Origin of the sequence: Rosenbergiella sp. YN46 (genome assembly GCF_036620675.1) — a bacterium.
Lineage (GTDB): Bacteria > Pseudomonadota > Gammaproteobacteria > Enterobacterales > Enterobacteriaceae > Jejubacter.
This window is the reverse complement of sequence record NZ_JAZHEE010000017.1, coordinates 15,191-30,562: the sequence shown is the minus strand read 5'-3', so window position 1 is coordinate 30,562 and position 15,372 is coordinate 15,191. Positions and strand designations below refer to the sequence as shown.

The window sequence follows — 15,372 nt, the reverse complement described above, 5'->3', positions numbered from 1 at the left end:
TTTTATATGCTGAGCATTCTCTGGAATCTGGCGGCTTTTATCGTGGCGCTCGGTGTGTTGATCACCGTGCACGAGTTTGGTCATTTCTGGGTTGCCCGGCGCTGCGGCGTTCGCGTGGAACGCTTTTCAATCGGCTTTGGTAAGGCGCTGTGGCGGCGGGTCGATAAACAGGGAACGGAATTTGTCATCGCCCTGATCCCTTTGGGCGGTTATGTCAAAATGCTGGATGAACGCATAGAGCCGGTAGTGCCGGAAATGCGTCACCAGGCCTTCGACAATAAACGCGTCTCGCAGCGGGCGGCGATTATCGCCGCCGGCCCCATCGCAAATTTCCTGTTTGCCATCATTGCTTACTGGTTGGTTTTCATTATCGGTATCCCCAGCGTTCGCCCGGTTATTGGTGAAATAACCGCCAGTTCCGTGGCCGCACAGGCACAAATTACGCCAGGAATGGAACTTAAGGCGGTTGACGGTATCGAAACGCCTGACTGGGATGCTGTTCGTCTCGCTTTGGTTGGCAAAATCGGCGATGCGTCAGCCCGGGTCACGGTCGCGCCCTTTGGCAGCGATCGGACGAGTGAGAAAACGCTTAATCTGCGGGACTGGCACTTCGAGCCTGACCGTCAGGATCCCGTCTCCGCACTGGGGATTATCCCCCTCGGGCCGAAGATCGAACCGGTATTGGCTCAGGTTCAGGAGAAGTCGGCGGCGGCGAAAGCTGGTTTGCAAGCTGGCGACAGGATCGTTAAAGTCGATGGTCAGCCGCTAAAAGAGTGGATGACGTTTGTTAAGCTGGTGCGCGATAATCCGGGGCGCCAGCTAGAGATTGAAGTCAAAAGGCAAGGGAAGACCTTGTCTTTAACGCTGATACCGGATACAAAACCGGGTAAAGCGAAGGCGGAAGGTTTTGCAGGGGTCGTACCACAGGTCACCCCGCTGCCGGACGAGTACAAGACAGTGCGCCAGTATGGGCCGTTTACTGCTGTCGTCGAAGCCACAGATAAGACATGGCAGTTGATGAAGCTGACGGTTAACATGCTGGGGAAATTAATAACCGGTGACGTAAAACTGAACAACCTCAGTGGGCCAATCTCGATTGCCCAGGGGGCGGGGATGTCAGCGGACTATGGGTTAATCTACTTCCTGATGTTTCTGGCGCTGATTAGCGTCAATCTGGGGATAATTAATCTGTTCCCGCTGCCTGTTCTGGACGGTGGACATCTGCTGTTTCTGGCGATTGAGAAGCTGAAAGGCGGGCCGGTTTCCGAGCGAGTTCAAGACTTTAGTTATCGCATTGGCTCTATTCTGCTGGTGCTGTTAATGGGGCTTGCACTTTTCAATGATTTCTCTCGGTTATAAGAGAGATTAGGGTTAGGAAGAACGCATAACAACGATGGCGATGAAAAAGTTGCTCATAGCGTCGCTGCTCTTCAGCAGCGCCACCGTATACGGTGCAGACGGGTTCGTAGTGAGAGATATTCATTTCGAAGGCCTGCAGCGAGTCGCCGTTGGTGCGGCCCTCCTCAGCATGCCGGTGCGTGTCGGCGATACGGTAACGGACGAGGATATTGGTAATACCATCCGTTCACTGTTTGCTACCGGTAACTTCGAAGACGTGCGGGTACTGCGCGACGGCGATACGCTGCTGGTTCAGGTGAAGGAGCGTCCCACCATCGCCAGCATTACTTTCTCCGGCAACAAGTCGGTGAAGGACGATATGCTGAAGCAGAACCTGGAAGCTTCAGGCGTGCGCGTGGGGGAGTCCCTGGATCGCACCACCCTGTCTGATATTGAGAAAGGGCTGGAGGATTTCTACTACAGCGTGGGTAAATACAGCGCCAGCGTGAAAGCTGTCGTCACACCGCTGCCGCGTAACCGTGTTGACCTGAAACTGGTGTTCCAGGAAGGCGTTTCGGCCAAGATCCAGCAGATCAACATTGTGGGTAACCACGCCTACAGCACCGAAGAGCTGATCTCCAACTTCCAGCTGCGCGATGAGGTTCCCTGGTGGAACGTAGTCGGCGATCGTAAATACCAGAAGCAGAAACTGGCGGGCGACCTTGAAACCCTGCGCAGCTTCTACCTCGATCGCGGCTATGCGCGTTTTAACATCGACTCCACTCAGGTCAGCCTGACGCCGGATAAGAAAGGCATTTACATTACCGTCAACATCACTGAAGGCCAGCAGTACAAGCTGTCGGGCGTTCAGGTTAACGGTAATCTGGCCGGCCATTCCGCGGAAATTGAAAAGCTGACCAAAATCGAGCCTGGCGAACTCTATAACGGCACTAAGGTGACCCGCATGGAGGACGATATTAAGAAGCTGCTCGGTCGTTATGGCTATGCCTATCCGCGCGTTCAGACCCAGCCGGAAATCAATGATGCCGACAAGACCGTTAAGCTGCACGTCAGCGTTGATGCCGGCAACCGTTACTACGTACGTAAGATCCGCTTCGAAGGTAACGACACCTCGAAAGATTCCGTTCTGCGCCGCGAAATGCGCCAGATGGAAGGGGCGTGGCTGGGCAGCAACCTGGTCGACCAGGGCAAAGAGCGTCTGAATCGTACTGGTTACTTCGAAACCGTAGATACCGAAACTCAGCGCGTTCCGGGCAGTCCGGATCAGGTCGATGTGGTCTACAAGGTGAAAGAACGCAACACCGGTAGCCTGAACTTTGGTATCGGTTACGGCACCGAGAGCGGCGTAAGCTTCCAGGCGGGTGTTCAGCAGGATAACTGGCTGGGTACCGGTTATTCCGTAGGTATCAACGGTACCAAGAACGACTACCAGACCTATGCGGAACTCGCGGTCACCAACCCGTACTTTACGGTGGATGGCGTGAGCCTGGGCGGGCGCCTGTTCTACAACGACTTTAAAGCGGATGATGCGGATCTTTCCACGTACACCAACAAGAGCTACGGCCTTGACGGTACGCTGGGCTTCCCGATCAACGAATACAATACGCTGCGCGTCGGTCTGGGCTATGTCCACAACGACCTGTCCGATATGCAGCCGCAGGTCGCCATGTGGCGTTATCTGAATGCTCAGGGCGAACATCCGTCTAATACGGGTAAAGATGACGACTTCTCGGCGGATGACTTCACCTTTAACTACGGCTGGACCTTCAACAACCTCGACCGCGGTTACTTCCCGACCAAAGGGTCGCGCGTTAACCTGAACGGTAAGGTGACTATTCCGGGTTCCGACAACGAGTTCTATAAGGTGACTCTTGATACCGCGACCTACATGCCTATCGATCAGGATCGCAAGTGGGTGGTACTGGGTCGTACTCGTTGGGGGTACGGCGATGGTCTGGGGGGTAAAGAGCTGCCGTTCTACGAGAACTTCTACGCCGGTGGTTCCAGCACGGTGCGCGGCTTCCAGTCCAACAACATCGGTCCGAAGGCCGCCTATCTTGGCCCGGATAACCGCTATTGTTCCAACGGCTCGACCGTCTGTGATTCCGACGATGCTATCGGCGGTAACGCCATGGGCGTGGCCAGCCTTGAGCTGATCACCCCGACACCGTTCCTGAGCGAGAAGTACGCTAACTCGGTACGTACTTCTTTCTTCGTGGATGCGGGTACGGTCTGGGATACCGAGTGGAAAAACACCGCTCAAACTCGTGCGGCCGGTATTCCGGATTACAGCGATCCGAGCAACATTCGTATGTCTGCCGGTATCGCCGTACAGTGGATGTCTCCGCTGGGACCGCTGGTCTTCTCTTACGCTCAGCCGTTCAAGAAGTACAGCGGCGACAAAGCGGAGCAGTTCCAGTTTAACATCGGTAAAACCTGGTAACGCCGCCGAACCAACGGCGTGCGTTTCAGTATAGCGAAGGTTCCGGGCAGGAATACCTCCTGCCGGAGTCCGCATAAAACGGGTACCTGCGGGTACGTATGGGATGGTAAGGAGTTTATAGTGAAAAAGTGGTTTATTGCTGCAGGTCTTGGTCTGGCTATGGCTGCATCTGCACAGGCTGCGGATACCATCGCTGTGGTTAACATGGCGAATCTGTTCCAGCAGGTAGCCCAGAGCACCGGGACCACCAAAACGCTGGAGAATGAATTCAAAGGTCGTGCTAGCGAACTGCAGCGCATGGAAAGCAACCTGCAGTCTAAGATGCAGCGTCTGCAGAATGCGAAAGGCAATCGTAGCAGCCTGGAAAAAGAAGTCATGGCCGATCGTGAGAAGTTCTCCGCTAAGGCGCAGGCTTTCGAGCAGGATCGCGCTCGTCGTTCCAACGAAGAACGCAGCAAGCTGGTTACTCGTATCCAGACTGCCGTGAAGAAAGTGGCTGACGATAAAGATATCGACGTGGTTCTGGATGCCAACAGCATCGCTTACCACGGTAGCGACGTTAAAGATATCACCGCTGATGTGCTGAAGCAGGTTAAATAATTCATGCCTTCAATTCGACTGGCTGACCTTGCACAGCAGCTGGATGCCGAATTGCACGGCGATGGCGATATCGTCATCGCCGGTGTGGCATCCATGCAGTCTGCGGTTGCGGGGCAGATTACATTTATGGTCAATCCCCGCTACCGTGAACAGCTTTCAAACTGCCAGGCGTCTGCGGTAGTCATGACCGAAGCCGATCTCCCTTATGCCCGGAGTGCGGCGCTTATCGTTAAAAATCCCTATCTGACCTATGCGCGTATGGCGCAGATTCTGGACACCACGCCAAAACCCGCGCAGAATATCGCGCCCGGCGCGGTGATAGACCCGAGCGCGAAGCTTGGAAAAAACGTAGCGGTCGGCGCTAACGCCGTGATTGAATCAGGCGTGGTGCTGGGCGACGACGTTATCGTCGGCCCGGGGTGCTTTGTGGGCAAAAATACCCGCATTGGCGCTGGTTCGCGGCTGTGGGCCAATGTCTCCGTTTACCACGATGTGGAAATCGGTGAACAGTGCCTGGTGCAGTCTGGTACCGTCATTGGGGCTGATGGTTTTGGCTATGCCAACGATCGCGGCAACTGGGTGAAGATACCGCAGTTGGGGCGGGTTATCATCGGTTCACGCGTAGAGATTGGCGCCTGCACTACTATTGACCGCGGCGCGTTGGACGATACTGTGATCGGCAACGGTGTCATTATTGATAATCAGTGCCAGATTGCACATAACGTGGTGATTGGCGACAATACCGCGGTTGCAGGCGGCGTCATTATGGCGGGCAGCCTGAAAATTGGTCGTTACTGTATGATTGGCGGCGCCAGCGTGATCAATGGTCACATGGAGATCTGCGATAAGGTGACCGTAACGGGTATGGGCATGGTGATGCGCCCCATTACGGAACCCGGCGTCTATTCATCAGGTATTCCGCTGCAACCTAATAAAGTCTGGCGTAAAACCGCAGCGCTGGTGATGAATATTGATGAGATGAGTAAACGCCTGAAGGCGCTGGAGCGTAAAGTTAATCAGGACTAAGTCCACCGCACCACTCATTCATAACGCCTGAATACAGAGCCAGATTCGCGGCCTGCCAGCGATCTCCGGATCGCCGCGGGCCGTGTTATTATTGTCCCTTATGTAATATACATTTGACAGGAAGAGTATTTTGAATACTGACACTCATACTCTGCGCATTGAAGAGATTCTGGAGCTTCTGCCGCATCGTTATCCGTTCTTGCTGGTCGATCGCGTACTGGATTTCGAAGAAGGCCGCTTTCTGCGCGCGGTGAAGAATGTTTCGGTTAATGAGCCGTTTTTCCAGGGGCACTTCCCTGGTAAACCGATTTTCCCCGGCGTGCTGATTCTTGAAGCAATGGCGCAGGCTACTGGTATTCTGGCGTTTAAAAGCGTTGGCAAACTGGAGCCGGGTGAACTGTACTACTTTGCCGGCATTGACGAGGCTCGCTTCAAGCGCCCTGTCTCTCCTGGCGATCAGATGATTATGGAAGTGACCTTTGAGAAAACTCGCCGCGGTCTGACGCGCTTTAAAGGCGTAGCGACGGTTGACGGTAAGATTGTCTGTGAAGCGACCATGATGTGTGCCCGTAACCGGGAGGCCTAATCCGTGATTGATAAATCCGCCTTTATTCATCCCACCGCCATTGTGGAAGAGGGGGCCGTTATCGGCGCCGGCGTCCATATTGGCCCGTACTCGCTTGTGGGGCCGAACGTTGAGATCGGTGAGGGCACCGTGCTGAAATCGCACGTTGTCGTCAACGGTCACACTAAAATCGGCCGCGACAATCAGATCTTCCAGTTTGCCTCTATTGGTGAAGTGAATCAGGATCTGAAGTACGCGAATGAACCGACGCGTGTGGAGATTGGCGATCGCAACCGCATTCGCGAAAGCGTCACCATCCATCGCGGTACCGCGCAGGGGGGGGGACTAACGAAGGTGGGTAGCGATAACCTGCTGATGATCAACGCTCATGTAGCGCATGATTGTCAGGTAGGCGATCGCTGTATCCTCGCGAACAATGCAACCCTGGCCGGTCACGTGACGGTGGATGACTACGCCATTATCGGCGGTATGACCGCAGTGCATCAGTTCTGCATCATCGGCGCCCACGTGATGGTCGGGGGATGTTCCGGCGTGGCGCAGGACGTGCCTCCCTATGTGATTGCCCAGGGCAACCACGCAACGCCCTTCGGCGTTAATATTGAAGGGCTGAAGCGCCGTGGCTTTAGCAAAGAGGCGCTGCATGCCATCCGTAACGCCTATAAGCTGCTGTACCGTAGCGGCAAAACGCTGGAAGAGGCTCGTCCGGAAATTGAAGCGCTGGCGGCCAAACATCCCGAGGTTGAGCGCTTTGTGGAGTTCTTCGAGCGCTCTACGCGTGGCCTGATTCGCTAGGATGCCGTATAGCAGATGAAAGCGAATCGTCCTTTGACTGTCGCCCTGGTCGCCGGAGAAACCTCCGGCGATATTCTTGGCGCCGGGCTTATTCGCGCGCTGAAGGCTAAAGTGCCGGATGCGCGTTTTGTTGGCGTGGCCGGCCCGAGAATGCAGGCGGAAGGCTGTGAAGCCTGGTACGAGATTGAAGAGCTGGCGGTGATGGGCATTGTCGAAGTGCTTGGCCGCCTGCGTCGTTTGCTTCATATTCGTGCCTCCCTGACCCGCCGCTTTAGCGAACTTCAGCCGGATGTCTTCGTTGGTATCGATGCCCCTGACTTCAACATTACCCTGGAAGGGAAGCTCAGGCAGCGTGGCATTAAGACCATTCACTACGTCAGCCCCTCGGTCTGGGCGTGGCGTCAGAAGCGCGTTTTCAAAATAGGGCGAGCCACCGATCTGGTGCTGGCTTTTCTGCCTTTTGAAAAAGCGTTTTACGACAGATTCAATGTTCCCTGCCGTTTTATCGGTCATACCATGGCGGACGCCATGCCGCTGGATCCCGATAAAAACGGCGCCCGGGATACGCTGGGTATAGCTCACGATGCCCGCTGTCTGGCATTACTGCCCGGTAGTCGTGGCGCGGAAGTCGAGATGCTCAGCGCCGACTTTCTGAAGACAGCGCAGCTGCTGCGCGGCCGCTTTCCCGACCTCGAGGTGCTGGTTCCACTGGTTAACGGCAAACGCCGCGAACAGTTTGAGCGTATTCTGGCCGGGGTGGCGCCGGATATGCCGGTACGGCTGCTGGATGGCCAGGCGCGCGAGGCGATGATCGCCAGCGATGCCGCGCTGCTGGCGTCCGGCACTGCGGCGCTGGAGTGTATGCTGGCGAAATGCCCAATGGTTGTGGGCTACCGCATGAAGCCTTTCACTTTCTGGCTGGCGAAGCGACTGGTGAAAACCGATTATGTTTCTCTGCCTAACCTGCTGGCCGGGCGCGAGCTGGTAAAAGAGCTGCTTCAGGAAGAGTGCGAGCCCCAGCGGTTGGCCCAGGCGTTGACGCCGCTGCTGGAAGAGAGCGAAACGCGTCATGAAATGCATGATATCTTCCGCCAGCTACATCAGCAGATTCGCTGCAATGCGGATGAGCAGGCGGCACAGGCGGTACTGGAGCTGGCGCGATGACAGAATTTATCTATCCCCATACCCGGCTGGTGGCCGGCGTTGACGAAGTCGGGCGCGGCCCGCTGGTCGGCGCAGTGGTGACTGCTGCGGTGATCCTCGATCCTGAGCGCCCCATCACAGGACTGGCTGATTCGAAAAAACTGTCCGAGAAGCGCCGCCTTCAGCTCCACGATGAGATTTGCGAAAAGGCGCTGGCCTGGAGCCTGGGGCGCGCCGAGCCGTATGAGATAGACCAGCTCAATATTCTGCACGCCACCATGCTTGCCATGCAGCGCGCCGTAGCCGGATTGGCGATTGCGCCTGAGTATGTCCTGATTGACGGTAATCGCTGTCCGACTCTGCCAGTGCCCAGCATGGCGGTGATCAAAGGGGACGGGCTGGTGGCGGAAATCAGCGCGGCCTCGATTATCGCCAAAGTTTCCCGCGATCGTGAAATGGCGGAGCTGGATCGCGAATTTCCTGAATACGGTTTTGCGAAACACAAAGGCTATCCGACTGCCTTACATTTAGAGAAGCTGGCGCAGTACGGCGCCACGGAACACCATCGCCGCAGCTTTGCGCCCGTCAAACGTGCCCTGGGCCAGAGCGCCTGACTGCGTTAACCGGAAAGAGATATGGCTGAACCCCGTTTTATCCACCTGCGGATACACAGTGACTACTCGATGATCGATGGCCTGGCGAAGGTGGGGCCGCTGGTGAAAAAAGCGGCCGCTCTCGGTATGCCATCGATGGCGATTACCGACTTCACCAATCTGTGCGGACTGGTGAAGTTTTACGGCGGGGCCCACGGCGCCGGGATGAAGCCGCTGGTGGGCGCCGATTTCCATATGGTCAATGAACTGCTGGGCGATGAGCCACTCGAACTGACCATACTGGCGATGAACAACGTTGGCTATCAGAACCTGACCCTGCTGATTTCCCGCGCCTATCAGCGCGGCTACGGCGCTGCCGGTCCCCTGATTGACCAGGAATGGCTGGTGGAGCTGAACGAAGGACTGATAGTGCTGTCCGGAGCCCGACGGGGGGATGTGGGCGTCAGCCTGCTGCGTGGCAACGATGCCCTGGTCAATCAGTGCCTGTCATTCTGGCAGACGCACTTTCCCGATCGCTACTATCTGGAGCTGATTCGTACCGGACGCCCGGATGAAGAGAGCTACCTGCATGCCGCCGTGCGTCTGGCGGAAGACCGTGGGATACCGGTTGTCGCGACCAACGACGTACGTTTCCTGGTGTCCGACGATTTTGACGCCCATGAAATTCGCGTCGCTATTCACGATGGCTATACCCTGGACGACCCAAAGCGGCCGCGTAACTACTCGAATCAACAGTATCTGCGCAGCGAAGACGAGATGTGCGAGCTGTTTGCCGATATCCCGGAAGCGCTGGAAAACAGCGTGGAGATCGCCAAACGCTGTAACGTGACGGTACGACTGGGTGAATATTTCCTGCCGCAGTTCCCCACCGGCGAGATGACCACTGAAGATTTCCTGGTCGCGAAATCCCGCGAAGGGCTTGAGGAGCGTCTGGAATTTCTCTATCCAGACCCTGAAGTCAGAGCCCAGCGGCGCCCTCCTTATGATGAACGTCTGGAGATAGAGCTTCAGGTTATTAACCAGATGGGCTTTCCTGGTTACTTCCTGATCGTGATGGAGTTTATCCAGTGGTCGAAGGATAACGGCGTACCGGTAGGGCCTGGACGAGGCTCCGGCGCGGGTTCTCTGGTGGCCTATGCGCTAAAAATCACCGACCTCGATCCGCTGGAATTCGATCTGCTGTTCGAACGCTTCCTGAACCCGGAACGTGTCTCGATGCCTGACTTTGACGTCGACTTCTGTATGGAGAAGCGCGACCAGGTTATTGAACACGTGGCGGATATGTATGGCCGCGACGCGGTATCGCAGATTATCACTTTCGGTACCATGGCCGCTAAAGCGGTTATCCGCGACGTAGGCCGGGTGCTGGGCCACCCCTACGGCTTTGTCGACAGGATCTCCAAACTGGTGCCGCCGGATCCCGGAATGACGCTGGCTAAAGCCTTCGAGGCAGAGCCGCAGCTACCGGAGATCTACGAAGCGGACGAAGAGGTGAAAGCGCTGATCGACATGGCGCGCAAGCTGGAAGGGGTGACCCGTAACGCGGGTAAACATGCCGGCGGCGTGGTTATCGCGCCCACCAAAATTACCGACTTCGCGCCGCTTTATTGTGATGAAGAAGGCCGCCATCCGGTTACCCAGTTCGATAAGAATGATGTGGAATATGCGGGCCTGGTGAAGTTCGACTTCCTGGGCCTGCGCACCCTGACCATCATCAACTGGGCGCTGGAGATGATTAACAAAAGGCGCGAAAAGCAGGGCGAACCACCGCTGGATATCGCCGCCATCCCGCTGGACGATAAAAAGAGCTTCGACATGCTGCAGCGCTCGGAAACCACGGCGGTGTTCCAGCTTGAATCGCGCGGTATGAAGGATCTGATCAAGCGTCTGCAGCCTGACTGCTTCGAAGATATGATAGCCCTGGTCGCTCTGTTCCGTCCGGGGCCGCTGCAGTCGGGGATGGTGGATAACTTCATCGACCGTAAGCACGGGCGTGAAGAGATCTCCTACCCGGATATTCAGTGGCAGCATGAAAGCCTGAAACCGGTGCTGGAGCCAACCTATGGCATCATCCTCTACCAGGAACAGGTGATGCAGATAGCTCAGGTGCTTTCGGGCTATACTCTGGGCGGCGCGGATATGCTGCGCCGTGCTATGGGTAAGAAAAAGCCGGAAGAGATGGCCAAGCAGCGCTCCATTTTCGAGGATGGGGCGAAAAAGAACGGCATCGACGGCGAACTGGCGATGAAAATCTTCGACCTTGTGGAGAAGTTCGCCGGTTATGGCTTTAATAAATCGCACTCCGCCGCCTATGCGCTGGTGTCGTATCAGACCCTGTGGCTTAAGGCGCACTATCCCGCTGAATTTATGGCGGCGGTCATGACCGCCGATATGGATAACACCGACAAAGTAGTGGGACTGGTGGATGAGTGCTGGCGTATGGGGCTTAAGATCCTGCCGCCGGATATCAATTCCGGGTTGTATCACTTCCACGTTAACGACGACGGTGAGATAGTCTACGGCATCGGGGCCATTAAAGGCGTCGGCGAAGGCCCTATCGAAGCCATTATTGAGGCTCGTAACAACGGCGGTTATTTCCGCGAGCTGTTCGATCTGTGCGCCCGAACCGACATCAAGAAGATCAACCGCCGGGTAATGGAAAAGCTGATCATGTCCGGTGCCTTCGATCGCCTGGGGCCGCACCGCGCAGCGCTGATGAATTCGTTGGGCGATGCGCTGAAAGCGGCGGATCAGCATGCCAAAGCAGAGGCCATCGGCCAGGCCGATATGTTCGGCGTGCTGGCGGAAGCACCGGAGCAGGTGGAGCAGTCTTATTCGAACTGCCTGCCCTGGCCTGAACAGCAGCAGCTCGACGGCGAACGCGAAACCCTGGGGCTGTACCTGACGGGCCACCCCATCAATCAGTACCTGAAAGAGATCGAGCGATACGTTGGCGGCGTGCGTCTTAAAGATATGCATCCGACGGATCGTGGTAAAGTGACCACGGCGGCGGGGCTGGTGCTTTCCGCCCGCATTATGGTCACCAAGCGGGGAAACCGCATCGGCATCTGTACTCTCGATGACCGTTCCGGACGCCTGGAGGTCATGCTATTCTCCGAGGCGCTGGAAAAATACCAGCAACTGCTGGAAAAAGACCGTATCCTGATCGTCAGCGGACAGGTCAGCTTTGATGACTTCAGCGGCGGCCTTAAAATGATGGCCCGGGAAGTTATGGACATTGACGAGGCTCGCGAAAAGTATGCGCGCGGGCTTGCTATCTCGCTGACGGACAGGCAAATTGATGACCAGCTTTTAAACCGACTCCGTCAATCTCTGGAACCCCATCGTTCGGGGACTATTCCAGTGCACCTCTACTATCAGAGGGCGGATGCGCGTGCACGGCTGCGGTTTGGCGCTGCATGGCGCGTGTCGCCCAGCGATCGTTTACTTAACGATCTGCGCGGTCTGATCGGTTCGGAGCAGGTGGAACTGGAGTTTGACTAATACAGGAATACTATGAGTCTGAATTTCCTTGATTTTGAACAGCCGATTGCAGAACTGGAAGCGAAAATCGATTCCTTAACCGCCGTTGGCCTTCAGGACGAAAAACTGGATATTAATATCGACGAAGAGGTGCATCGCCTGCGTGAAAAGAGCGTAGAGCTGACCCGTAAAATCTTCGCCGATCTCGGCGCCTGGCAGATTGCCCAGCTGGCGCGTCATCCGTTACGTCCCTATACCCTGGATTATGTGCGTATGGCGTTCGACGACTTTGACGAACTGGCTGGCGATCGCGCATATGCGGACGACAAAGCCATCGTTGGCGGTATCGCCCGTCTGGACGGTCGTCCTGTGATGGTGATTGGCCATCAGAAAGGGCGTGAAACCAAAGAGAAGATTCGTCGCAACTTTGGTATGCCTGCGCCAGAAGGCTATCGTAAAGCGCTGCGCCTGATGGAGATGGCCGAGCGTTTTAATATGCCGATCGTTACCTTCATCGACACTCCGGGGGCTTATCCGGGCGTGGGCGCGGAAGAGCGTGGCCAGTCAGAAGCCATTGCCCGTAACTTGCGTGAAATGTCCAGGCTGACGGTGCCGGTTATTTGCACCGTTATCGGTGAAGGTGGCTCAGGCGGCGCACTGGCGATTGGCGTGGGTGATAAAGTGAATATGCTGCAGTACAGCACCTATTCGGTCATTTCGCCGGAAGGCTGCGCTTCCATTCTGTGGAAGAGTGCGGATAAAGCACCGCTGGCGGCAGAAGCTATGGGCATTATCGCCGACCGCCTGAAAGAGCTGAAGCTGATTGATACCGTGATTCCGGAGCCGCTGGGTGGCGCACATCGCCATCCGGAAACGATGGCGGAATCGCTGAAGGCCCAGCTGTTGGCCGATCTGGCTGACCTGGACGTCCTGAGTAAAGAGGATCTGCTCAATCGCCGCTATCAGCGCCTGATGAGCTACGGCTACGCCTGATTAGCGCGTATGTCGATGACAGGGCCGGTTTATCCGGCCCTTTTTTATGGCGGCAATAGATGCGGTTTCCTTTAAGGAGCCGTCTGAAAGCACCTTCGGTGTCTTGCGCCTGGCGATACGGCCCTTTATTGTCCCTGCATAACAAAAGGAGAGATTATGCTGGATTTACAACAGGTTCACCATGTCGCCATCATCGCTACCAATTACGCTCAGAGCAAATCCTTTTATTGCGATATTCTTGGTTTTACACTCCAGTCCGAGGTCTACCGCGAAGCCCGTGATTCCTGGAAAGGGGATCTGGCGTTGAATGGGCAGTATGTTATCGAACTTTTCTCTTTTCCTTTCCCTCCATCACGTCCGAGCCAGCCGGAAGCCTGCGGTTTGCGCCACCTGGCTTTCAGCGTAGCGGATGTCGATCAGGCCGTTGCCCATCTTACGTCGCACAATGTGGCCTGTGAAACGATACGCGTCGATCCTCTGACGGGGAAGCGCTTTACCTTCTTTACTGACCCGGACGGGCTGCCGCTTGAACTCTACGAGGCGTAACTCTTTGCCCCAAACAGGAGATCGGGGCACGTTATGATGCTCGCTTTCCTGGCTTTTTAGAGGGTTTTTATGCAACAGCTAGCGGTACGTGTAGGTGAATGGATTGTCTCTCCCGCAACCAACCAGATCAGCCGCCCAGGACGTCAACTTACGCTGGAGCCTCGCTTAATCGACCTGCTGGTCTTCTTTGCCCGCCATCCCGGTGAAGTATTGAGCCGGGATGAATTAATTGACAATGTCTGGACCCGCAGCGCTGTGACCGACCATGTCGTGACTCAGAGCGTTTCTGAACTGCGTAAACGGTTAAAGGACGATCAACCGACGAGTTGCGATTATATCGTGACTGTCCCTAAACGTGGCTATCGTCTGACCGCTCCCGTTATCTGGTGTACCTCGCAAGAAGACGGAACTGTCGTTCGGGAAAGCGTCTCTGTGCCAGTAAGCCATACGCGATCCGTGCATTTACCGGAGGCAAGGGCGTGGCTTTACGACTGGCTGGTGTTTGGTGTAGCGTTGGGTCTGTGTCTGGCGCTGGTCATGCTCTCTGCGGGTTCAGCTTCTCGCCCGTCGGCGACGACAGGTAGCCTGCTGATTAATCCGCGCGATATCGATATTCGGTTGAAAAACGGCAACTCCTGTAGCAACTGGTCGGTTCAACGTTCTTATGCTGTTGGCGTGGGCGGCCTGATTGCAACTTACTTTAATACCTTCTCAACTTTTATCGTCCACGATAAGACCGATTTTAACTATCCTGAGTCGAATGGTGCAGGTAAAACTCTGACCATTGAGTTTACGAATCAGCGTCACTATCGAACAAAGCAATGCTTTATGTCGGTACAACTGGTGGATAATGCCGATAGCTCCATTATGCTCGATCGCCGCTATTTCATTACCCGCGATAATCAGCTCAGTATTCAGTCCGATCTGATCGCCAGTTTGAGTGAGGTATTAAAAGAGCCACCATCCCCGCGAATGCGGGCGATGCTGGCGCAGTATCTTCCCCCCCAGGGAATCGCCCTGGCGCAGTTTTATCAGGCTCATCGACTGCTTCTGACTTGCCGCACTGACGCTCTGGATAAAGCCAGCATGCAACTGGATGCAATATCCCGCCAGTGGCCGACCTTCACCTATGCCAGAGCCGAAAAAATTCTGGTCGATGTACTTCGTCATTCGCTACAACCGCTGGAGGGAAAAGCGTTGGTTAATCTGAATGCCGGAATCGCGAATTTAACGACAATCCCCGGAATGCAGGACAATGCAATCTATTACCAGATAAAAACCATCGATCTGGTAGGGCAAGGAAAAATCGATGAAGCCTATCGGACGATTAATATGGGCATCAAACGTGAAATGTCATGGCTGAATTATGTCCTGTTAGGGAAAGTTTATGAAATGAAGGGGGAAAATCACCAGGCTGCCGATGCCTATATTACGGCATTTAATTTGCGACCGGGAGAGGATACGCTTTACTGGATTGAAAATGCGGTGTTCCAGAGTTCTGTTGAAAAAGTGGTTCCTTATCTGAAGTATTTTAACGCCCGGAAAGAGCAAGCGACATCCACCCACTCCCTGTAGCCCCATATCCTGCTATGAAGGGCATTGGCGCTTTTCATAGTATCCCTTCCCTTACTCCTTTCTCAATTGCTTAACCATTTGAAATTACTGTTATTTTATCTTTTCCTGATATCGCTGTGTTATTTTCCTGCTATAGCAAGATACGGTCATTTTATCATTTAATTAGCGTGGTGAATTATTTTATCTAATCTTCAGGAGTTTGTTTTTATCGC

The 15,372-nt window shown here is 55.1% G+C and carries 12 protein-coding genes; all 12 read left to right on the top strand.

Annotated elements, in window-relative coordinates; genetic code table 11:
- Nucleotides 1-6: 6 nt before the first annotated feature.
- Nucleotides 7-1,359, top strand: a complete 1,353-nt coding sequence (rseP, locus tag V3W49_RS13365; RefSeq protein ID WP_500146105.1) for a sigma E protease regulator RseP — start codon at nt 7-9, stop codon at nt 1,357-1,359.
- Between the two features lie 34 nt (nt 1,360-1,393).
- Nucleotides 1,394-3,802 (top strand): outer membrane protein assembly factor BamA, encoded by a 2,409-nt coding sequence (gene bamA, locus V3W49_RS13360; protein WP_500146104.1) that lies wholly within the window; start codon nt 1,394-1,396, stop codon nt 3,800-3,802.
- Between the two features lie 120 nt (nt 3,803-3,922).
- Complete coding sequence (skp, locus tag V3W49_RS13355; RefSeq protein ID WP_500146103.1) at nt 3,923-4,402, top strand: molecular chaperone Skp; 480 nt, start codon at nt 3,923-3,925, stop codon at nt 4,400-4,402.
- 3 nt (nt 4,403-4,405) lie between these two features.
- Nucleotides 4,406-5,428: a UDP-3-O-(3-hydroxymyristoyl)glucosamine N-acyltransferase gene (lpxD, locus tag V3W49_RS13350; protein ID WP_500146102.1), complete on the top strand. Its 1,023-nt coding sequence runs from the start codon at nt 4,406-4,408 to the stop codon at nt 5,426-5,428.
- 130 nt (nt 5,429-5,558) lie between these two features.
- Nucleotides 5,559-6,014, top strand: a complete 456-nt coding sequence (gene fabZ, locus V3W49_RS13345) for a 3-hydroxyacyl-ACP dehydratase FabZ (RefSeq protein ID WP_500146100.1) — start codon at nt 5,559-5,561, stop codon at nt 6,012-6,014.
- A 3-nt stretch (nt 6,015-6,017) separates the two neighbouring features.
- Nucleotides 6,018-6,806, top strand: coding sequence for an acyl-ACP--UDP-N-acetylglucosamine O-acyltransferase (gene lpxA / locus V3W49_RS13340; RefSeq protein WP_500146099.1), 789 nt, complete (start codon nt 6,018-6,020; stop codon nt 6,804-6,806).
- A 15-nt stretch (nt 6,807-6,821) separates the two neighbouring features.
- Nucleotides 6,822-7,970, top strand: coding sequence for a lipid-A-disaccharide synthase (gene lpxB, locus V3W49_RS13335; protein ID WP_500146097.1), 1,149 nt, complete (start codon nt 6,822-6,824; stop codon nt 7,968-7,970).
- Complete coding sequence (gene rnhB / locus V3W49_RS13330) at nt 7,967-8,563, top strand: ribonuclease HII (protein ID WP_500146096.1); 597 nt, start codon at nt 7,967-7,969, stop codon at nt 8,561-8,563. The genes lpxB and rnhB overlap by 4 nt, the downstream gene beginning before the upstream one ends.
- Before the next feature lie 21 nt (nt 8,564-8,584).
- Complete coding sequence (dnaE, locus tag V3W49_RS13325) at nt 8,585-12,067, top strand: DNA polymerase III subunit alpha (protein WP_500146095.1); 3,483 nt, start codon at nt 8,585-8,587, stop codon at nt 12,065-12,067.
- 12 nt (nt 12,068-12,079) lie between these two features.
- Nucleotides 12,080-13,039 carry an acetyl-CoA carboxylase carboxyl transferase subunit alpha gene (gene accA, locus V3W49_RS13320; RefSeq protein WP_500146094.1) on the top strand — a complete coding sequence of 320 codons (960 nt, stop codon included), beginning with the start codon at nt 12,080-12,082 and terminating at the stop codon, nt 13,037-13,039.
- A gap of 156 nt (nt 13,040-13,195) precedes the next feature.
- Complete coding sequence (locus V3W49_RS13315) at nt 13,196-13,585, top strand: VOC family protein (RefSeq protein ID WP_500146093.1); 390 nt, start codon at nt 13,196-13,198, stop codon at nt 13,583-13,585.
- Between the two features lie 69 nt (nt 13,586-13,654).
- Nucleotides 13,655-15,160 (top strand): lysine decarboxylation/transport transcriptional activator CadC, encoded by a 1,506-nt coding sequence (gene cadC / locus V3W49_RS13310; protein ID WP_500146091.1) that lies wholly within the window; start codon nt 13,655-13,657, stop codon nt 15,158-15,160.
- Nucleotides 15,161-15,372 lie beyond the last annotated feature (212 nt).